19 protein-coding genes and 1 riboswitch are annotated in these 18,699 nt (G+C 65.7%); of the genes, 7 read left to right on the forward strand and 12 right to left on the reverse strand.

Annotated elements, in window-relative coordinates; translation table 11 throughout:
• Window positions 1-11 precede the first annotated feature (11 nt).
• Both NFC73_RS02255 and NFC73_RS02260 read right to left on the reverse strand, forming a co-directional pair.
• Window positions 12-779, reverse strand: coding sequence for a DUF1003 domain-containing protein (locus tag NFC73_RS02255; protein WP_254747285.1), 768 nt, complete (start codon window positions 777-779; stop codon window positions 12-14).
• The gene (locus tag NFC73_RS02260; RefSeq protein ID WP_254747286.1) at window positions 772-2,055 is read right to left on the reverse strand and encodes a magnesium transporter MgtE N-terminal domain-containing protein; all 1,284 of its coding nucleotides are present in this window, start codon (window positions 2,053-2,055) and stop codon (window positions 772-774) included. Before NFC73_RS02260 ends, NFC73_RS02255 begins: the two co-directional genes overlap by 8 nt.
• A 77-nt stretch (window positions 2,056-2,132) precedes the next feature.
• On the opposite strand from NFC73_RS02260, the gene NFC73_RS02265 reads away from it, so the two are divergent.
• Entirely contained in the window at window positions 2,133-3,104 is a 972-nt protein-coding gene (locus NFC73_RS02265) for a general stress protein (RefSeq protein WP_254747287.1), read from the forward strand.
• A gap of 120 nt (window positions 3,105-3,224) precedes the next feature.
• Here NFC73_RS02265 and NFC73_RS02270 read toward each other — a convergent pair whose 3' ends face one another.
• The 4 genes from NFC73_RS02270 to NFC73_RS02285 form a co-directional block, all read right to left on the reverse strand.
• Window positions 3,225-4,058 (reverse strand): carbohydrate ABC transporter permease, encoded by an 834-nt coding sequence (locus NFC73_RS02270; protein ID WP_254747537.1) that lies wholly within the window; start codon window positions 4,056-4,058, stop codon window positions 3,225-3,227.
• An 80-nt stretch (window positions 4,059-4,138) separates the two neighbouring features.
• The gene (locus tag NFC73_RS02275; RefSeq protein ID WP_254747288.1) at window positions 4,139-5,125 is read right to left on the reverse strand and encodes a carbohydrate ABC transporter permease; all 987 of its coding nucleotides are present in this window, start codon (window positions 5,123-5,125) and stop codon (window positions 4,139-4,141) included.
• A 34-nt stretch (window positions 5,126-5,159) separates the two neighbouring features.
• Window positions 5,160-6,530, reverse strand: coding sequence for an ABC transporter substrate-binding protein (locus tag NFC73_RS02280; RefSeq protein WP_372494548.1), 1,371 nt, complete (start codon window positions 6,528-6,530; stop codon window positions 5,160-5,162).
• A 199-nt stretch (window positions 6,531-6,729) separates the two neighbouring features.
• Entirely contained in the window at window positions 6,730-8,328 is a 1,599-nt protein-coding gene (locus NFC73_RS02285; protein ID WP_254747290.1) for an aminopeptidase P family protein, read from the reverse strand.
• A gap of 82 nt (window positions 8,329-8,410) precedes the next feature.
• Here NFC73_RS02285 and NFC73_RS02290 point away from each other — a divergent pair, with 82 nt between their 5' ends.
• On the forward strand, window positions 8,411-9,265 hold the full coding sequence (locus NFC73_RS02290; RefSeq protein WP_254747292.1) for a PHP domain-containing protein: 855 nt from the start codon (window positions 8,411-8,413) through the stop codon (window positions 9,263-9,265).
• Window positions 9,266-9,387: 122 nt separating this feature from the next.
• Window positions 9,388-9,765 (forward strand): hypothetical protein, encoded by a 378-nt coding sequence (locus NFC73_RS02295; RefSeq protein ID WP_254747294.1) that lies wholly within the window; start codon window positions 9,388-9,390, stop codon window positions 9,763-9,765.
• A 35-nt stretch (window positions 9,766-9,800) separates the two neighbouring features.
• Here the strand turns inward: NFC73_RS02295 and NFC73_RS02300 are convergent, their stop codons facing one another.
• The 4 genes from NFC73_RS02300 to thiE form a co-directional block, all read right to left on the reverse strand.
• A complete protein-coding gene (locus NFC73_RS02300) occupies window positions 9,801-10,694 on the reverse strand; it encodes a DNA-methyltransferase (protein WP_254747296.1) in 894 nt (297 codons plus the stop codon).
• Between the two features lie 8 nt (window positions 10,695-10,702).
• Window positions 10,703-12,397, reverse strand: a complete 1,695-nt coding sequence (locus NFC73_RS02305; RefSeq protein WP_254747298.1) for a DEAD/DEAH box helicase — start codon at window positions 12,395-12,397, stop codon at window positions 10,703-10,705.
• A 292-nt stretch (window positions 12,398-12,689) separates the two neighbouring features.
• Window positions 12,690-14,204, reverse strand: coding sequence for an RNB domain-containing ribonuclease (locus NFC73_RS02310; RefSeq protein ID WP_254747300.1), 1,515 nt, complete (start codon window positions 14,202-14,204; stop codon window positions 12,690-12,692).
• A 64-nt stretch (window positions 14,205-14,268) separates the two neighbouring features.
• Window positions 14,269-14,955 carry a thiamine phosphate synthase gene (gene thiE, locus NFC73_RS02315; RefSeq protein ID WP_254747541.1) on the reverse strand — a complete coding sequence of 229 codons (687 nt, stop codon included), beginning with the start codon at window positions 14,953-14,955 and terminating at the stop codon, window positions 14,269-14,271.
• A gap of 117 nt (window positions 14,956-15,072) precedes the next feature.
• Window positions 15,073-15,193: riboswitch (TPP riboswitch) on the forward strand.
• Here thiE and thiO point away from each other — a divergent pair.
• From thiO to NFC73_RS02335, 4 genes are all read left to right on the forward strand, one after another.
• Window positions 15,184-16,542, forward strand: a complete 1,359-nt coding sequence (gene thiO, locus NFC73_RS02320; protein WP_254747301.1) for a glycine oxidase ThiO — start codon at window positions 15,184-15,186, stop codon at window positions 16,540-16,542. (Overlaps the previous riboswitch by 10 nt.)
• Window positions 16,539-16,775: a sulfur carrier protein ThiS gene (thiS, locus tag NFC73_RS02325; RefSeq protein WP_254747302.1), complete on the forward strand. Its 237-nt coding sequence runs from the start codon at window positions 16,539-16,541 to the stop codon at window positions 16,773-16,775. The genes thiO and thiS overlap by 4 nt, the downstream gene beginning before the upstream one ends.
• A gap of 4 nt (window positions 16,776-16,779) precedes the next feature.
• Window positions 16,780-17,595 (forward strand): thiazole synthase, encoded by an 816-nt coding sequence (locus NFC73_RS02330; protein WP_256548513.1) that lies wholly within the window; start codon window positions 16,780-16,782, stop codon window positions 17,593-17,595.
• 72 nt (window positions 17,596-17,667) lie between these two features.
• On the forward strand, window positions 17,668-17,994 hold the full coding sequence (locus NFC73_RS02335; protein ID WP_254747304.1) for a 4a-hydroxytetrahydrobiopterin dehydratase: 327 nt from the start codon (window positions 17,668-17,670) through the stop codon (window positions 17,992-17,994).
• A gap of 77 nt (window positions 17,995-18,071) precedes the next feature.
• Here the strand turns inward: NFC73_RS02335 and NFC73_RS02340 are convergent, their stop codons facing one another.
• Both NFC73_RS02340 and NFC73_RS02345 read right to left on the reverse strand, forming a co-directional pair.
• The gene (locus NFC73_RS02340) at window positions 18,072-18,374 is read right to left on the reverse strand and encodes a hypothetical protein (RefSeq protein ID WP_104062155.1); all 303 of its coding nucleotides are present in this window, start codon (window positions 18,372-18,374) and stop codon (window positions 18,072-18,074) included.
• A 54-nt stretch (window positions 18,375-18,428) separates the two neighbouring features.
• Entirely contained in the window at window positions 18,429-18,653 is a 225-nt protein-coding gene (locus NFC73_RS02345; protein ID WP_254747306.1) for a DUF3107 domain-containing protein, read from the reverse strand.
• Between the last annotated feature and the right edge of the window lie 46 nt (window positions 18,654-18,699).

Genomic DNA, 18,699 nt, shown 5'->3' on the forward strand with positions numbered 1-18,699 from the left:
GCGGGCGGGGCTCAGCTTTCGGTGGTGGGGATGTGCTTGGGGACGGCCGTGTCCTGGATTGCGGGGTCGGTAGCGGCGTCCTTGGTGGCGGCGTCCTGGGGGACGGTGTCGTTGGCGACATGGCTGGGTTTGACCTTGGGAATCTGCTGCGTGCGGGGGTTCCGCTGTTTGTCGCGCTTTTCCTTCAGCTTTTCCTTGACCTTCTCACGGGGGGACTCGTGGCTGCCGGATCCGGCGGGATCGTGGGTCCGCAGTTCCTCCTGCGCTTCCAGCATGTCCTCGAGGAGTGTCCGCAGTTCGGCCCGGACGTAGTCGCGGGTGGCAACCTCGCGCAGCGCGATCCTCAGCGACGCCAGTTCCCGGGTGAGGTACTCGGTGTCGGCCAGGTTGCGTGCCGCCTGTTGGCGATCCTGCTGGAGGGAGACCCGGTCCCGGTCGTCCTGCCGGTTCTGGGCCAGCAGCAGCAGCGGGGCCGCGTAGGAGGCCTGCAGGGAAAGCATGAGTGTCAGGAGGGTGTAGCCCAGGAGGCGCGAATCGAACTGCCACTCCGCCGGTGCCCACGTGTTCCAGACCAGCCAGATGACGACGAAGACCGTCATGTAGACCAGGAACTGCGGCGTGCCCATAAACCGGGCGAAGCCTTCTGTCGCATGGCCGAATGCATCCGGGTCGGGTGAGAACTTCGGCAGGATGCGTTGGCGGCCGCTCAGGGGTGTGTCGAGTCCGCCCTTGGCCGCCGCCTTCTTGTTGGGAGTCTTGGGTGCGCCGGTGTCAGCCAATGCGGCCTCCCAGTTTCTTTACCGGGGCTTCGCCATCATAGGCGCGCCAGTCATCCGGCAACAGATGATCCAAAACGTCATCAACAGTCACCGCCCCCACGAGCCGGCCTGCGTCATTGACCACGGGAAGACAGTTCAGGTTGTAGGTGGCGAGCGTGCGCGCCACCTCGCTGATGTGGGCCTGGTCGGAGACCGGCTCAAGGTTCTTGTCCACGAGGTTGCCCAGGGGTTCCGGCGGCGGATAGCGGAGCAGTTGCTGGATGTGCACAACGCCCAGGAACCGTCCGGTGGGGGTTTCCAACGGGGGCCGGGCGATGAAGATGGACGAGGCGAGGGCGGGGGAGAGCTCCTCACGGCGGACGTGGGCCAGTGCCTCGGCGACAGTTGCCTCCGGGGGGAGGATCACCGGAACAGGCGTCATCAGGCCACCGGCCGTGTCCTCGTCGTATTCGAGGAGCCGCCTGACGTCCTCGGCGCCTTCGGGCTCCATGAGGCGGAGAAGCTCCTCCGCCTGTGCAGAAGGAAGCTCGGCGAGGAGGTCGGCGGCGTCGTCGGGGTCCATTTCCTCCAGGACGTCCGCCGCGCGTTCGACATCCAGGGCCGAGAGGATCTCCACCTGGTCGTCTTCGGGCATTTCCTGCAGCACGTCGGCCAGGCGTTCATCCTGGAGTTCGCGGGCCACTTCGAAGCGGCGTTTGTCGCTCATTTCCTGCAGCGCCTCGGCGAAGTCTGCGGGTTTGAGGTCCTCGTGGTTGGCCACGAACTGGGTGGCTGCCTGGGGTTCGGTGCGGGCACCTTGGAGGGCGTCTGCCCAGTCGATGATCATGGTCTCGTTCCGGCGCAACCGGCTGAGCGGGGACAGGGAGTGGCCCCGGCGGACGAACAGCTTGCTCACGAACCAGTCGCGGGACCGGTGCTGGTCCATGGCGATGTCCTCGATGGTGGCGTCGCCGCTGCCGTCACGGAGTGTGACGCGGCGGTCGAACATTTCCGCGACCACCAGCGTCTCCGCGCCGCGCTGCTCAAAGCGCCGGAGGTTGACCAGACCCGTGCAGATGATCTGTGTCTGGTCAATGGAGGTAATGCGTGTCATCGGCACAAAGACGCGCTTTTTACCGGGAACTTCGACGACGATGCCCACCACGTGCGGGGCGCCGCGGCTGCCACGCGAGAGCACCACCACATCGCGCAACCTGCCCAGGCGGTCGCCCAAGGGGTCGAAGACATCAAGACCCAGCAGGCGGGCCACAAAGACGCGCGAAAGATTTGTACTCACGTCTACAGGCTACCGAGTCTGCTCTCTTTTAGCTGAATTTACAGGCGGCATACATGCTGATGGGCAAGAATGGATGTATGTCAAACATTTTTGGTGCTCCCAAGGCCGGTGGCCCCAGTGGGCCCGACGACGCCCGTACGGTGCCCACCGGTGACACCGTAGGCTCGTACACCTCTTACTTGGATGCCCAGAAGGCGGTGGACTACCTCGCCGACCAGCAGTTCCCGGTCCAGATGGTTTCCATCGTGGGCAACGAACTCAAGATGGTTGAGCGGGTGACCGGCCGCCTCAGCTACCCCCGGGTGGCTCTCTCCGGGGCGCTCAGCGGTATGTGGTTCGGACTCTTCGTTGGCGTCATGCTTTCCTTCTTCGCACCATCGCCCGGCTACTTCTCCATCCTGGCGTCTGTGCTGATGGGGGCTGCCTTCTTTATGCTGTTCGGCATCGTCACGTATGCCATGCAGCGCGGAAAGAGGGATTTCACCTCCACCAGCCAGGTGGTGGCCACCAGCTACGACGTTGTGGTGTCGGTGGAAGCTGCCCATGATGCGCGCCGGCTGCTCCAGCAACTGCCCATGACCCGCTCGGACGCAGCAGCCGGCCCATACAACCCCCAGGGCTACCAGAACCAGCCGTACGGCCAGACGGGCCACCACGGTCAGCACCGCGGCGAGCCGGGCCAGCCGGGCAATCAGCCTGGTCCGGCTCCAACACGCCCTGCCAGTTGGAATGACCCCTACGGACAGCAGGGTGCCGGAACTTCGGGCCAAGGGACAGCCCAAGGCGTGGGCCAGGCCGCCGGCCCGGACCAGGGCACGCAGCCGGAGTCAGCGGCCCAGCCGGTGAAGGCTGCCGCCGTCCGCTACCCGGACCTCCCTGACGGCCGGCCGCAGTACGGCGTCCGTGTCTCAGACCAGGCCACCACAAGCCAGCGTGGCACGGAACAGCCTGACACAGGACAGACGGCCCCAGAGCAGCCCGCGGCAGATCGGTCCCGGGCGCACTCCCAGCCTGACTCCTCCAAGGACTCCGGCGAATCCACACCTTAGCGGCGCCGCCGGAGGCCAGATTGACCCAGGGCCCGAGGAACCAAGCCGCAATAAGCAAACAACTCCGCCCGGAACAGCAACTGCTGTACCGGGCGGAGTTGTTTGTTGTTCGAAGCTGCCTTACTTGACGCCGCCGGCGGTCAGGCCGCCCACGAGGTACTTCTGGAACATGAAGTAGAGGACCACCACAGGGACGGCACAGACCAGTGAAGCCGCCATCAACTGGGAGTACACGGGGATGGCGCCACCCTCAACGGCGGACGCGAAGACCTGCAGCGCAACTGCGGCAGTGTGCGTGTCCGGCCGGGTGAACACCGACGCGAAAAGCACGTCATTCCAGCCCAGCAGGAAGGCAAAAATCGCCGAAACGATGATCCCGGGCCAGCTGAGCGGAATGATGATCCGGAACAGGATCCCGAGGTTGGACGCGCCATCGATGCGCGCCGCTTCCTCCAATTCCCGAGGCAGGCCGCGGAGGTACGTGACCATCACCCAGGTCGAGAACGGCAGTGCGAACGTCAGGTAGGCGATAAACAGTCCCCAGAGCGTGCCGATAACGGTCACACCCAAGTAAGTGCCGGCCGAGGAGAAGAGCACAAAGACCGGCAGGAGCATCAGGGTTCCCGGGACGGACTGCAGACCCAGTAGCCCGCGCAGCACCGTCAGGCGCCCGACGAACTCAAACCGCACCAGCACGTACGCCGTGCCAATGGCCATGATCGCGGAGACAACGGCCGTGGCCCCGGAAACGATCAGGCTGTTGCCGATGGCTTTCGCCAGCCCCACGGAATCCCAGATCTTGGTGTAGCTGTCCAAAGAGAAGCTGCTCGGCCAGAACTCGCCGCTGGCGACTCCCACATCCGTGTTCAGCGAGGCCAGGAAGATGTACACGATGGGAACGAGGACCAGGGCGCAGAGCAGGACCGTGAGGATGGCCAGTAGCGGCCTCGGCATGAGGCGTGTGACCTCCAGGGCCGCGTCACGCCGGATGGGCTGCTTCTGCTGCTGCTCGATCGGGTTTGCCGCGTCGATGGTCATTTCTTTCCTCCTTCGTGCACATCAAGCCGGACTGCGCGCAGGTAGATGAAGAGCGGAATGGCGATCAGGATCAGCGAAACGACCGCCATGGCGGCGCTGAGGCCAAATCGGAAGCTCTGGAAGCTGGTGACGTACACCAGGATCGGCAGCACATTCACATCCGACGGCGCCGGCGCACCAAACAGGACATAGGGGAGGGTGAAGTTGTTGATGTGGTTCAACGTGGCAAGCAGGAAAGCGAGCGAAACCGGTCCCTTCAGGTAGGGGAAGATCACGTAGCGCAGCTTGTTCCACCACAGGGCCCCGTCCAGGGCCGATGCTTCGTGGACCTCGTGGTCCACTGCCTGCAGGCCGGACAGCGCCAACAGGTAGATGAACGGCCAGGCCGCCCAGATTTCCACCCACACCAGGGTCCAGTAAGCGTTCGGGCCGTTAAGCCACAAGCCGCCGTCCATTCCCATGTTGGTCAGTGTCACATTCACGATTCCATCCGGCTGCAACATGGTCCGCCAGACGCTGGCCACCACAAAGGACGGCAGCACGTAGGGGATCAGGAAGATGGAGCGCACCACGGCACGGCCGCGGTAGGCGTTCTGGGTGACGACGGCGGCGGCCACACCCAGCGGGATGGTCACGACCGTGGAAATCACCGCGAAGGAAACAGAAAGCCAGATGGAGCGAAGCAAGTCGCTGCTGACCGCCGCTTCAATGTAATTCTGGATGCCGATGAATTCGGCACTGACCCATTGGCGAAGGGTGTACTGATCCAGATCGATCAGCGACATCCAGATGCCCATGGCCAGGGGGACGAGGATGACGATCGTCATCAGCAGCCCGCCGGGAATCAGGAGCCACAGGGGCCGGTTCTTCTCGCTCAGCCCCTTGCGGCGCTTCCCAGGGGGTGTGGTTTCGCCGGGTCCGGCGGCCGCCCCGGCCGCGGGACTGCTGCCCGACGGCCGGGGCTCGGTAACGCTGCTAGTCATTTTTCCGTAACCTTCCGCAGTTGGTGGGTCGGTCCTACTTCTTGGCCCGGTCCAGTGCGGTCTGCGATTTGGTCTGTTCGTCCTTGAGCCGCTGGGACAGGTTGGATTCGCTGACTGCACCGGAGGAAAGATCCGGAATGGACTGGACAACCACGTTGGTCAGTGACAGCTGGACATCGCCCCAGGCACCGCTGAACGGCGTCGCAACGGATTTGGCACCCGATTCGAGGGCAGGTGCAATCACTTCGTTGGTGGCCAGCTCCTTCGCGGCTTCCTGGTTGGCGGGAAGCTGGCCGAAGACCTTGAAGTAGTTGAGTTGGACGTCCTTGCTGGTGATCATCTTGATGAACGCGAAGGCGAGGTCCTTCTGCTTCGAGTAGTCGGCGACCACGAGGTTGTCACCGGAGAGGATGCTGGTGGCAGGCTTACCGCCCGAGGGGTTGGAGGTCTCGCCCGGGGGAACAGTGGGCATCAGGGCGTACTTGTACTTGCCCTTGACGGCCGAGGCGTCCAGTGCCGGGATGGACAGCGGCGACGTCATGGGGAAATACGCTGCCTTGCCGGCTGCGAAGGCGGCCAGGGCCTGCGGATTGGCCCACCCAACAGAGGAGGGGTCAACCACCTTGTCCTTGGTCACCCAGCCGAAGTAGGTCTCGTAGGCCTTCTTGGTGACGGGGTCATCGAGACGGACCTTGCTGCCGTCGATGATGGGGTTGCCGGCCTGGATGGACATGCCCCAGATGTACTTCCAGGGGTCGAAGTTGTCCTTATAGGCCACGGCAACACCGTACTGGTCGCCCTTGGTGAGCTTTTTGGCGTGCTCGGTGAATTCATCCCAGGTGGTGGCAGGCTTTTCGATGCCGGCAGCGGCCAGCAGCTCGGTGTTGTAGGCCATCACGAACGGCCGGCTGACGAACGGGATGCCGATCTGGTTGCCCTCGTCCGGCCCGGAAATACCGAGCGCCGCGGGAACGAACTTGTCCTTGCCGCCGAGCTGGTTCCATTCGTTGTCACCGAGTTTCACAAACGCCCCGGTGGAGTAAGCCGTCGGCGTGAACGTGGTGCCGAGTCCGTAAACGTCAGGTCCCTGGCCCGAGACGACTGACGTCTGGATGCGGGTCATCTCGTCATTGGCGCTGGCAAACGTCTCCCACTGGATGTCGGCTCCGGTTTCCGCCTTGAACTTGGCGCTCATTTCCTTGAACCAGGCCTGCTGTTCCTGGGGGTACTGCGCGGTGACGCTCATCAGGACGTTAAGCGTTTTTCCTGTGCCGTCCACCTTGCCGCCCGAGGCGCCGGAGGTGGTACCGCCTGTGCCGCCGGATCCGCCGCACGCGGCAAGCATCAGGACGGAAATGGCCGCTGCGGCGACAGTGCCGAGGCGACGCGGTTTGGACATACCCATGAGACTTCTCCTTTGAAGACATACATTGCGGCAGAGACCCGAGACTGAAACTCAGTCTACGATTTTCTTTCTCTGCGGCTAGCGTATTCATCAATGCCAACTTTTGGCAAGCGATTGCCAAAAACTGTTATGAGAGTTTCACCAAGGGGGTGGGATCGTCCAGCGCATCCCTGCGGAGATGCGCTGGACGCAACAACCTTTAGCGGATGTCTCCGCTTGCCATACCAGCGTCCAGCTCCTGGTAGATGCCTGCCATCCAGGACTCGACGTCGTCGGCCTTGCGGGGCAGTGCGGCGCTGAGGTTCACCGGACCATCGGCCGTCATGAGGATGTCGTCCTCGATCCGCACTCCTATGCCGCGGTACTCCGCCGGGATGGCCAGGTCCTCGTTCTTGAAGTACAGGCCGGGTTCGATGGTGAAGACCATGCCCTCCGCCAGGATGCCGTCGAGGTACAGTTCGCGCTTTGCCTGGGCGCAGTCGTGGACATCCAGGCCAAGGTGGTGGCTGGTGCCGTGCGGCATCCAGCGGCGGTGCTGCTGGCCTTCCGCGCTGACGGCTTCCTCGACGCTCACCGGGAGCAGCCCCCACTCGGCGAGACGTTCCGCCAACACACTGGTGGCCGCGGTGTGGATATCCCGGAATTTGGCACCTGGCTGTGCAGCGGCGAATCCGGCGTCGGCAGCATCCAGGACTGCCTCGTAGACCTTGCGCTGGACTGCGGTGAACGTGCCGTTGACAGGCAGGGTCCGGGTGATGTCGGCGGTGTAGAGCGAGTCCGCTTCAACGCCGGCGTCCAGCAGCAGCAGTTCGCCGGCGTTGATCCTGCCGGTGTTCCGCGTCCAGTGCAGGACTGTGGCGTTGTTGCCGGCGGCGGCGATGGTGTCGTAGCCCAGTTCGTTGCCTACCTCGCGGGCGCGGGCAAAGAACGCGCCTTCCACCACGCGCTCGCCGCGGGCATGGGTCAGGGCGCGGGGCAGGGCCTTGACTACCTCCACGAAGCCCTCGACGGTCGCAGCTACCGCGGTCATCATCTGTTCGATTTCCCACTCATCCTTCAGGAGGCGGAGTTCAGACAGCGCTTCGGAAAGCTTTTCATCCAGTGCATCCAGGACAGCCAGATCCAGGTTGTCCGGGTCCTTGGCAGTGTTGTACCGGGCAGTATCCACCAGGGCGTCGATGTTCTCGTCCACCTTGCGCACCAGCCGGATGGAGATGCCGCCGATCTCCGGGGCACCCACGTTCTTGGTGATCGCCGATTCAAGTCCATCGATGTGGGCGGTGGCCAGGCCCAGGCGCGCTTCGAACTCGGCCAGGGTGGGCCGTGCACCGATCCAGAACTCGCCGGATCGGGAGTCGGCGTAGAACTGTTCGGTATCCCGGCCTGCCAGCGGACGGAAGTACAGCGTGGCACGGTGGTGACTGCCGCCGTCGCCCTTTCCTTCACCGGCCGGTTCCAGGATGAGCACGGCGTCAGGCTCGTGATCCAGGCCCAGTCCGGTGAGATGCGCGAAGCCGGAATGCGGACGGAACCGGTAGTCGCAGTCGTTGGAGCGGACCTTCAGCGGACCGGCTGGGATGACCAGGCGTTCGCCTTTGAACTTCTCTGAGATGGCCTTGCGCCGGGCCGCGGCATAGTTGGCTACGGCGTCGGGCGCCGGCACATGCTGCCCTGACGGCGCCCAGTTACTCGCCATAAAGGCTTTGAAAGCAGCGGAACTCGGCCGCTGAGAGCGGTTGTTGACGCGCTCGTCGAGGGGCTGGGAGACAGAGGTCGGGGTGTTTTCGGCATCGTTCACGGCACCATCGTCTCACCAGCGCCAGGGCATGCGCGACAAAGGAGCCGATGCCCGGGCGGACGCGGTCAACTAGGCTGGGCAAGTGAGGATTGACCTGCATGCCCACTCGAACGTTTCGGACGGCACCGAAACCCCCGCCGACGTGATGGCTTCGGCTGCCCGGGCGGGCCTGGACGTGGTGTCGCTGACGGATCACGACTCCACGGACGGCTGGGCCGAAGCATCCCTCGCGGCGCTGGAAAACGGGGTGGCCATGGTCCCCGGCATGGAGGTCTCTTGCCGGACCGCGCAAGGGATCAGTGTGCATCTGCTGAGTTACTTGCACGATCCTGCCCACCCTGGGCTGCTTGAAGAGATCACCAAGGCCAAGGACGCGCGCCTCACGCGGGCCGAACGCATGGTGACCCTGCTCGCCGAAGACTACCCGCTGACATGGGACGACGTCATCCACCATGTGGCTCCCGGGGCTACCCTGGGCCGGCCGCACATCGCTGATGCCTTGGTGGCGGCCGGTGTGGTGGCAGACCGCTCGGAGGCGTTCACGTCCATTTTGACGTCCCATTCGCGCTACTTTGTCCAGCACTACGCACCCGACCCCGCCACCGCCGTCGAGCTGGTCCGTGCCGCCGGTGGTGTTCCCGTGTTCGCGCATCCCGTGGCGTCCGGCCGGGGCCGGATCGTGGGGGAGCGCACCTACCGCGACATGATCGACGCCGGCCTGGCCGGCCTGGAGATCGACCACCGCGACAACCCCGAGGAGGGGCGGGAATTCCTCAGGGGCCTGGCAGCCAAGCATGGGCTGCTGATTACCGGCTCGTCGGATTACCACGGAGCGGGCAAACCGAACCTGCTGGGGGAAAACCTGACCACGGCGGAGGTGCTGGCGCGGATTGAGGAACTCGGCACGGGAACCGCTGTGGTGCGTGCGGCGCTGTAGCTTACTACAGCGTATTGACTGACCGTCGACGCTGAGTACTCTGGCGCTTACTGGGGAGCGGTGAACGCCGCGCCATTGAGGTCTCGTCCAACGCAGTGCCCAACGAGTGACGGAGAGAATTCATGTTCAAGAAATCCCTGGCCGCGGCTGGCCTTGCTGCCGCCTTTGTGTTTGTTCCCACCGCAGCCAACGCGCTGGACTGTACCAACGTCAGCCGGCCGCCCGCCGCTTGCGGCGCCGACTGTACTGCGGGACCTGTTATCAAGGGAAACTGGGCTTGGCTCCCGAGTGTCTTCCCCGGAGCTGCTGAAGTCTGGGCATTTGTCCCGCCAGGATCGCTCAAAGTGCTTGACCCAACGGCGCCCATCGGCCAGAAGGGCAACTTCCAGAACGGCGAGGGCTTCGCCCTGCTGGTCAACGCCATCTGCGAGTCCAATGGTTCTGTCTTAGTGCATCGGCAAACTGAGCATGGCATCCAGTTGGGCGAGGGTTGCCCCTGACACTTACAGGTCGCAGCAGGCGTCGTTGTGGACGCTCAAACGACGCCAGCCGCTGCTGAGTTGGGCGGGAACGACGTAAAGGTTGCCTGTGCACCCAGCCGCTTGGCCATCACATCGATGGCCGGCTGGTTCTCGTCCACACACACGAACTTCCGGTCCAGTTTGGCCGCCACGGCGCCCAAGGTTCCGGAACCGGCGAAGAAGTCCAGGCACCAGTCACCGGGCCGGCTTGACGCCGACACCACACGGCGGATGAGGCCCTCGGGCTTCTGCGTGGGATAGCCGGTTTTTTCCTTGCCTGTGGGGGAGACGATGGTGTGCCACCAGACGTCGGTGGGCAGCTTCCCGAGCTCCCGCTTCGCCGGTGTCACCAGGCCAGGCGCCATATACGGCTCGCGGTCCACCTCGGCGTTGTCGAAGTGGTATTTCGCCGGGTTCTTGACGTACACGAGGATGTTGTCGTGCTTGGTCGGCCAGCGGTACTTGGCGCGGGCACCGTAGTCGTAGGCCCAGATGATCTCGTTGAGGAAGCATTCCCGGCCGAAGATCGCGTCAAGCATCACCTTGGCGTAATGGACTTCCCGGTAATCCAGGTGGAGGTACAGCGTGCCGTCGTCAGCCAGCAGCCGCCAGGCCTCCACGAGCCGGGGTTCCAGGAATGACCAGTAGTCGCTGAAAGCGTCATCGTACCGGTGCAGGGCGCCCTTGATGGTGTCGTAGGAACGCCCCTTGAAGCCCACGCGGTCGCCGTCACCGTCGGTGTTCAGCACCATCCGGGTTTCCTGGCGCTTCTGGACCCTGCCGGTGTTGAACGGCGGGTCAACGTATATCAAGGTGAAGGCGCCGTCCGGCAGCGAGGGGAGGAACTCCGCGTTGTCCGCGTGAACCACCAGGTTGCTGCCATCCGGCGCCCAGACGGTGTCAGTCATCGAAGCTGTTATGCCTCGGTGCTGCGCTGCTGCGGGCGGTTGTCGGCACCGGCCACCACTTCGCCGTTGCGGCGGCGGGTGCGGGTCCGGCTGCGGCGGGCACGGGGGTCCACTTCGCCTTCGGCCGGAGCCGCAGCAACCGGTTCGGGGGCGGGGCTGGTGCCGGCGGTCGCCGCATCAGAGGTACGACGACGGCGGTCACCGGAGCGTCCGCCGGGCTCGTTGGTACGGCGGCTGCTGCTCTCGCGAGCACCGGACCGGCCGGCGTCGCGGTTGCTGTCGCGCCCGCTGTCGCGGCCACCGCTGGGACGGGTGTTCTTTTTGCCGGTCTCGCCCAGATCCTCGAGGACCTCGGCGTCGACGCCGGCCAGCACGCGCTTGTCGCGGGGCAGCCGGCCCTTGGTGCCTTCAGGGATATCCAGCTCTTCGAACAGGTGCGGCGAGGAGGAGTACGTTTCCACGGGCTCCGGGACGCTGAGCCCCAGGGCCTTATTGATCAGGCCCCAGCGCGGCATGTCGTCCCAGTCGACGAAGGTCACGGCTGTGCCCTTGTTGCCCGCGCGGCCGGTGCGGCCCACCCGGTGCAGGTAGATCTTTTCGTCTTCAACGCACTGGTAGTTGATGACGTGCGTGACGTCGTCGACGTCGATGCCGCGGGCGGCGACGTCGGTGGCCACCAGGACGTCCACCTTGTTGTTGCGGAAGGCGCGGAGCGCCTGCTCTCTCGCGCCCTGGCCCAGGTCACCGTGGATGGCGGCGGCGGCGAAGCCGCGGTCCACGAGCTCCTCGGCAACCTTGGCGGCGGTGCGCTTGGTTTTGGTGAAGATGATGGTGCGGCCGCGGCCGCGGGCCTGCAGGATGCGGGCGACGACCTCGATCTTGTCCATGCTGTGGGCACGGTAGATCAGCTGGCGGATGTCGCGCTTGGTCAGGCCCTCGTCATCGGGGTCGGCGGCACGGATGTGCGTCGGCTTGGTCATGTAGCGGCGCGCCATGGCGACGACCGGGCCGGGCATGGTGGCAGAGAACAGCAGGGTCTGGCGGACTGCAGGGGTACCGGCGATGAGGGTTTCCACGTCCGGCAGGAAGCCGAGGTCCAGCATTTCGTCGGCCTCGTCGAGGATGACCATCTTGACGTTCTTCAGGACCAGGTGCTTCTGCTTGTAGAGGTCGATGAGGCGGCCGGGAGTACCGACGACTACCTCGACGCCGTTCTGCAGGGCTTCCACCTGGGGCTCGTAGGCACGGCCGCCGTAGATGGTGGTGATACGGGCGTTCCGCTTGCGGGAAGCGTTCTGGAGATCATTGGCCACCTGGACGGCCAGCTCGCGCGTGGGCACGATGACCAGGGCCTGCGGTGCACCCGGAACGGCGAGATTGTCGTAGCCGGCGTCATCCGGACCCACCACGCGCTGCAGGGCGGGGATGCCGAAGCCGAGGGTCTTGCCGGTGCCGGTCTTGGCCTGCCCGATGATGTCGTGGCCCGAGAGCGCCACCGGCAGGGTCATGGCCTGGATGGGGAAGGGGTGGGTGATCCCGGCGTCGGCGAGGGACTCCACGATGTCGGCGCGGACGTTGTAGTCAGCGAAGGATTTCTCCTCGATCTCGTGCGGCTTCTCGTCCGAGATGATGGTTTCTTCGGGTTCGATCGTCTCGATGCCGGAGTCGTCAGTCAGGATCTGGTGGGTATGCAATTCACTCACAGGGGAGTTTCCTTATTCATTTGGGCATTGGCGCTGCCTGCTCAACGGGCCGGCCAACGTGGCCGTTCCGGAGCACGCTCGAAGCGCGCAAGCAAATCCAGTGGAAGCCGATCGCGGGCTATCAAAATGCTGGCACTGGTGACCAACGGGTGCATCTCAAGATCGCGTAGGGGCGGGCTTGTTGAATTCAAATCAAGGAAATCAACGACCGGGCATCCATATCTACTTCTTCAGTCTAGCCGCACGGACCCTGAATCCCGGCTTTGGGCCGATCAGGCAGCGCGGAAATCGTTCAGGCCAGCAGCTCGAAGTGGACCTCGCGGGCAGCGATGTCGGACGAGATCAGGCGGACCCGCACCTTGGTGCCGGATTCCAGGTCGCCGCCGCACCGGGCCGTCACGGCGGGTTCGGCGATCTGGATGATCCCCGAGGGGCCGTTCCCGTTTTTCGCGGCGCCGTTTTTCGGAGCGCCGTTCCTGGTGCCGTTGCCGTTCTTCCCGTTGCCGTTGTCCTTCTGCGGCTTGGAGCCGGAAATCACGATCGCATCGAACTCCTGGCCCACATGGTTGACCAGGAGCGCGGCCTCCACGGTGTCCAGCGCCATGCGTTCCATCCGCGATGCCAGCTGGTCGGATCCGGCCATGATCTCCGGCAGTGACGGCAGGGCTGCCCGCGCCCAGTCCGGTACCGGCTTGCCGTTGCTCAGGGCCTCGCAGATCACCAGGACAAAACGGTCGATCAGCCGCCGGAGCGGTGCCGTGGTGTGGGCATATGCAGCGCCGATGGCGGACTGGACGGCATCGTCCGGGACTGTGCCGTCGAACGCCGTGTAGCTGGCACCGCGGAACAGCATGCCGGCGGAGTGCAGGATGGCCAGTTGCCGCGGTTCCGTCGGGTCAAGGCTGCGGAGATATTCGCCGTAGCTGATCTTGCCGTCCCACGGCTTGCCCAATGCCTCGGTCTGGAGGCGGAAGTGACGCAGGGAGCGCTCGTCCGGGGCGGGCATGGTGCGCAGGATGCCCACTTCTCCCGCCAGCATCAGGTCTGCCGCCGCCATCCCCGTCATCAGGGAGATCTGGGCGTTCCAGTCCTCCACCGGAAGCTGCGGCGCAGCGGCAATCCGGTAGCCGCCGTCGGGCAGCTGCACAATTTCCTGCTCGGGCATGTTCAGGCTGGCGCCGCCGCGCTGCCGCTCCAGTTCAACGCGCTTGAGGCCCACTTCCTTCAGGAGCTGCAGGACCGGGCCGGCCGTCCCGGCGTCGAGTTCGGCCTGGACTCCCTTATAGCTCAGCTTGGCCCGGCTCCGGATGGTGGCCCTCTGGACGCTCACAGTGGAGACCTGCGCGGCGTCGTCCAGCCCGAACTCCCAGACATAGGCGGAACACAGCTGGCCGGCCAGAAGGCTGCCGGCCCCTTCGCTGATGACCTCCGGGTGCAGCGGGATACGGCCGTCAGGGGCGTAGAACGTCTGGCCGCGGCGCCGGGTCTCTGCGTCCAGCCCGCCGCCGGGGCGGACAAAGGACGGCACGTCAGCGATGGCGTAAAGCACCCGGTAGCCGGTGCCCGCACGCTCGATGAACAGCGCCTGGTCCAGGTCGGTGGACGACGCCGGATCGATGGTGAGGAAGGCCACATCCGTCAGGTCAGCACCCGGCAACTCGTGCGCGGCCACTGCCGCTTCCGCGTCCCGGACCGCCTCTGCCGGGTAGGGCCCCGGCAGTTCCAGTTCGGTCCGCAGGGCGCTCAGCGCCGCCGCGAGGTCGTTCGTCTGCTCGTGGACATTGGGGGCCAACCTATGATGTGACACGAAAATCAGGTTAGCTCGATTTCCACGGATCGTGCACGCCCGCCGCCCGCGACGCGGAGGATTGTCAGGATGCGCCGGCGTCCAGGGCCGCCAGGAGTGCCACGGCCGCCGCTGCGGGGTCCGAGGCTTCGGTGATGGCACGCACCACAACAATCCTGCCGGCGCCGGCCTCCACCACCTGCTCCACATTGCCGAGGTCGATGCCTCCGATGGCAAACCAGGGCAGCGTGGCCTGGGTGCCGCCGGCAGCGCGGACGGCTTCGGCCGCGTACCGCACCAGGTCAAGGCCGACGGCGGCCCGGCCCGGTTTCGTCGGCGTGGCCCAGACCGGTCCTACACAGAAGTAGTCCAGGCTGCCTTGGTCAGTCAGCCCACCGGACAGCCGGATGGCCCCTTCGACCTGCTCGGCGGTGTGCGTGGAAAGGCCGATCGCGGCTGGTGCCCCGAGCAGCGTGCGGGCGGAGGCGACTGGCAGGTCTTTCTGCCCGATGTGGAAGACGGGGGCGCCGGACAGCAGCGCGATATCGGCACGGTCATTGACTGCCCACAGCTTTCCGTGGCGTTCGGCGGCGGCCTGAAGCACGGCCAGCAGCTCCAGCTCCTCGGCCGCCTCGATGGCCTTGTCCCGGAGCTGGATGATGTCCACGCCGCCGGCAAACGCCGCGTCCACAAACTCGCCAAAGTCCCCGCGGTCCCGGCGCGCGTCGGTGCACAGGTACAGCCTGGCGCTGTGCGGGAGGCCGGTGTTCATGCCGCCAGCGGGGTCTGTTCCGGTCAAGGATTCGGGAGCGGCGGAGGGGACAAAGGACGTGCCTGCAGCGGCGAAGGATTGCGCGTTCATGGAAACCAGCCTAAGTCCCCTAAACTGGGCGGGTACTGCGGGAGCCCGTTGCAGCCGTCACAAAGCGGCCGGGCTGAGAGGGCGTCAGAGCCGACCGCTTGACCTGATCCGGCTAGTACCGGCGTAGGGAAGGAACATATGCCCCCCGCAATCAGCAGCCCGCCTGAGCCCGCACCAGCCAGCGTCCCGGCCAGCACCGCCACCGCCCTGCACGCCGACGTGGCCGTCATCGGCGGCGGAATCATCGGCCACGCCATAGCCTGGGAAGTCCGGCGATCCGGCCGTTCCGTCGTCCTGATCGATGATGCCCCCGGCAACGGCGCCAGCTGGGCAGCCGCCGGCATGCTGGCCCCTGTGAGCGAACTGCACTACCAGGAGGAAGACCTCCTTGAGCTGATGCTGGCATCCTCCGGCCTGTGGCCTGCCTTTGCGGCGGACCTCGCCCTGGCCGGGGCCGGCGATACCGGATATCTGACGACGCCGACCCTCGCCATCGGCGCGGACGCTGCGGACCGCCGGGCGCTGATGGACCTCCGGGCGGTGCAGCAGGCCAGCGGCCTGGTGGTGGAACCCCTGACTGTCCGTGAAGCCAGGACCAGGGAATCCCTGCTCAGCCCGGCCATATCCTGCGCCCTGGACATCCCCGCCGACCACCAGGTGGATCCGCGGAAACTCGTGGCGTGCCTCCAGGAAGTCCTGGCCCTCCACGAACCGGGAGCAGGAACCGCCGTGGCTGGTGCCCGCGCGGGATTCGCCGTTGACCAACGTGCCGCTGCTCTGCTCTGGGAGGACGGCCGCGTCAGCGGCGTGAAGCTCGCCCACGGCGGAACTGTCCAGGCCCGGGAGACCGTCGTGGCCAACGGATTGCAGGCAGGGTCGCTGGAGGGCCTGCCGGTTGGACTGCACCTGCCCCTGCGGCCCGTCTACGGTGACATCCTGCGGCTGGCTGTTCCGCGGCACCTGCGTCCGCTCCTCACCTCCACTGTCCGCGGAATGGTCCATGGTGTGCCGGTCTACATCGTTCCCCGGCAGGACGGCACCGTAGTGATCGGGGCAACGCAACGGGAAGACGCGCTCGCCGGGACGGGCGACGCCGCCGTCTCGGCGGTCGGCGTCTACCAGTTGTTGCGGGACGCCCAGGTCCTCGTGCCGGCCGTCTCGGAGCTTGAACTCCTGGAATGCACGGCACGGGCAAGGCCTGCGACCCCGGACAACGCCCCTCTCCTCGGCCGCGTACCGTCTTCCGCGCCACGGCCGGGGACCACGGCGGACATCGCCGGGCTGATGGTTGCCACCGGATTCTTCCGCCACGGAGTGCTCCTGGCTCCGGCGGCGGCGGCCATCTGCCGGGACCTGCTGGACGGCCGGACGGACCCGCGATGGGGGGCCCTCAGCCCGGCCCGCTTTTCAGGAAAGCACCACGTAGCCGGCACACAGTCCCCAGACAAGGACATCAGCAGCACGAAGGACCTCGACCCACAGAAGGAATCAGCATGAACATCACCCTCAACGGCTCGCGCCATTCCGTGGCGGACGACGCCTCCATCACCACCCTCATCAGCCAGGTCACCGGCCGTCCCCTCGCGGCCAACGGCCAGGCAACAGACGGGCAGAAACTCGGCGTCGCCGTCGCCCATAACTCCGCAGTAGTACCCCGCAGCCAGTGGTTCGTCACGGCGCTTGCCGAAGGTGACGACGTCGAACTGGTCACAGCAGTCCAGGGAGGCTGACACCATGACAGTAACCAGCAACATCAGCACACATAGCCGTCCCGAGGCCGCAGACAGGCTGGTCATCGACGGCGTCGAGCTCGGCTCCCGCCTCATCATGGGCACCGGTGGCGCCCCGAGCCTCGACGGGCTCGGCGCCGCCCTGCTGGCCTCCGGAACCGAGTTGACCACAGTGGCCATGCGCCGCTATTCGCCGGCGGAATCGGGGTCCCTTTTCCAGCTCCTGGTGGACCACGGGATCCGGATCCTGCCCAACACCGCCGGCTGCTTCACCGCCCGGGACGCGGTCATGACGGCGGAGCTCGCCCGCGAAGCGCTGGAGACCGACTGGCTCAAGCTGGAAGTCATCGCCGACGAACAGACCCTGCTGCCGGACGCCGTGGAATTGGTGGATGCCACGGAACAGCTTGTGAACCGGGGCTTCAAAGTGTTCGCCTACACCAACGATGACCCGGTCCTGGCCCTGCGGCTGGAAAACCTGGGTGCCACCGCGGTCATGCCGCTCGGGGCTCCCATCGGCACCGGCCTGGGCATCCTGAATCCACACAACATCGAGCTGATCGTCTCGCGCGCCTCGGTGCCCGTGGTGCTGGACGCCGGCATCGGCACGGCATCCGATGCCGCCCTGGCCATGGAGCTTGGCTGTGATGCCGTGCTGCTGGCCACCGCGGTCACGCGTGCGCAGAACCCGGCACTCATGGGGGAGGCCTTCAAACACGCCGTCATCGCCGGTAGGCTGGCGAAAGCGGCCGGCAGGATTCCGCGCCGCGAGCACGCCCTGGCGTCATCGGCCATGGAAGGCCGGGCAGAGTTTCTCTAGGCCGCTTTCTCCAGGCCCGGCGCCCTCGGCCAAACGCCGGGGCGGCTCACCGGACGAGCCGAGGAGGCCGCTGTGGCCGGCAAGGAAGACATACTCACGCGGGACCGGATCGACGCCGTCCTGGCCGCGCTGCCCGACTGGCAGTACCGGCTGGGCGGGCTCGTCGCTGTCTATAAGGCGCCGACGGCGGCCGCCGCACTGGAGCTGATTGCCGCCGTCGGACGCCTGGCGGAAGAACAGAACCACCACCCGGACCTTGACTGGCGCTACAACAGGGTGCATCTGCGCTACACGTCCCATGACGCCGGCGGCGAGGTCACTGAGCGGGATGCCGCTGCTGCCGCTGCTGTGAGTGCCGCTGCCGTTCGGCTCGGCGCCACAGCCCAGCCCGTGGGTTAAGCCGCCGGGTTAAAGGACCGTGACCACGCACCCTGCTGGGGTGGTGGTCACGGGTTCTTAGGGAAAAAGGGAGCGGCCTAAAGCTTGAGCGCCTGCGTCAGCCGCCGCGTATCGTGGCTTTCACGCGTCCGGCCCAGGTAGATGACCGTCCCGATGGCAGCGACGGTGCCGAGTGCCATGGGCAGGACCCAGGGAATCCACGTCAGGCCCGGCTGGTAGCCAAAACCTGCCGCGATGAAAATGATCCAGCTGACCGCGCCCACCACCACGGCAACCCCTGCGGGCAACCCCGTGCCGTACCGCGTATGGCGCTTGTCATTGGCCCAGACAACAAAGCCTGCGGCCGCTGTGACCAGGACAACGATGGTCAGCGAAAGCATGGAATCTCCTCGGAAAGCAGCGGCCAGCCGCCGAAGGGGCTGGCCGCGGACGTGCTAGAACTGGCCGAAACCGACCTTGCGGGCCTCCTCGGCGCCGATTTCCACGTAGCCCAGGGCATTCCCCGGAACGATGATGATGCGTCCCTTGTCGTCCTTGAGGCGGAGTTCGGTGCCCTTGGTGATGGCTTCTTCAACGACCGTGGCCAGGGCGTCAGCATCCTGGGCCGATTCCAATACGATTTCGCGGCCAATGTTCTGAATGCCGATCTTAATTTCCAAAAGGGGGCCTCCCAGCCAATCAACGTTTCTTGGGTTCTCTTATTTG

Source organism: Pseudarthrobacter humi (genome assembly GCF_024294965.1).
Classification (GTDB): Bacteria; Actinomycetota; Actinomycetes; order Actinomycetales; family Micrococcaceae; genus Arthrobacter; species Arthrobacter humi.

Bases quoted from the DNA above. Each gene is read 5' to 3' on its own strand.
- NFC73_RS02265 (WP_254747287.1), top strand. From the start codon at position 2,133: ATGTCAAACATTTTTGGTGCTCCCAAGGCCGGTGGCCCCAGTGGGCCC.
- NFC73_RS02270 (WP_254747537.1), bottom strand. From the start codon at position 4,058: ATGCCGAGGCCGCTACTGGCCATCCTCACGGTCCTGCTCTGCGCCCTG.
- NFC73_RS02275 (WP_254747288.1), bottom strand. From the start codon at position 5,125: ATGACTAGCAGCGTTACCGAGCCCCGGCCGTCGGGCAGCAGTCCCGCG.
- NFC73_RS02280 (WP_372494548.1), bottom strand. From the start codon at position 6,530: ATGGGTATGTCCAAACCGCGTCGCCTCGGCACTGTCGCCGCAGCGGCC.
- NFC73_RS02295 (WP_254747294.1), top strand. From the start codon at position 9,388: ATGTTCAAGAAATCCCTGGCCGCGGCTGGCCTTGCTGCCGCCTTTGTG.
- NFC73_RS02300 (WP_254747296.1), bottom strand. From the start codon at position 10,694: ATGACTGACACCGTCTGGGCGCCGGATGGCAGCAACCTGGTGGTTCAC.
- thiE (WP_254747541.1), bottom strand. From the start codon at position 14,955: ATGAACACCGGCCTCCCGCACAGCGCCAGGCTGTACCTGTGCACCGAC.
- thiO (WP_254747301.1), top strand. From the start codon at position 15,184: ATGCCCCCCGCAATCAGCAGCCCGCCTGAGCCCGCACCAGCCAGCGTC.
- thiS (WP_254747302.1), top strand. From the start codon at position 16,539: ATGAACATCACCCTCAACGGCTCGCGCCATTCCGTGGCGGACGACGCC.
- NFC73_RS02330 (WP_256548513.1), top strand. From the start codon at position 16,780: ATGACAGTAACCAGCAACATCAGCACACATAGCCGTCCCGAGGCCGCA.
- NFC73_RS02340 (WP_104062155.1), bottom strand. From the start codon at position 18,374: ATGCTTTCGCTGACCATCGTTGTCCTGGTCACAGCGGCCGCAGGCTTT.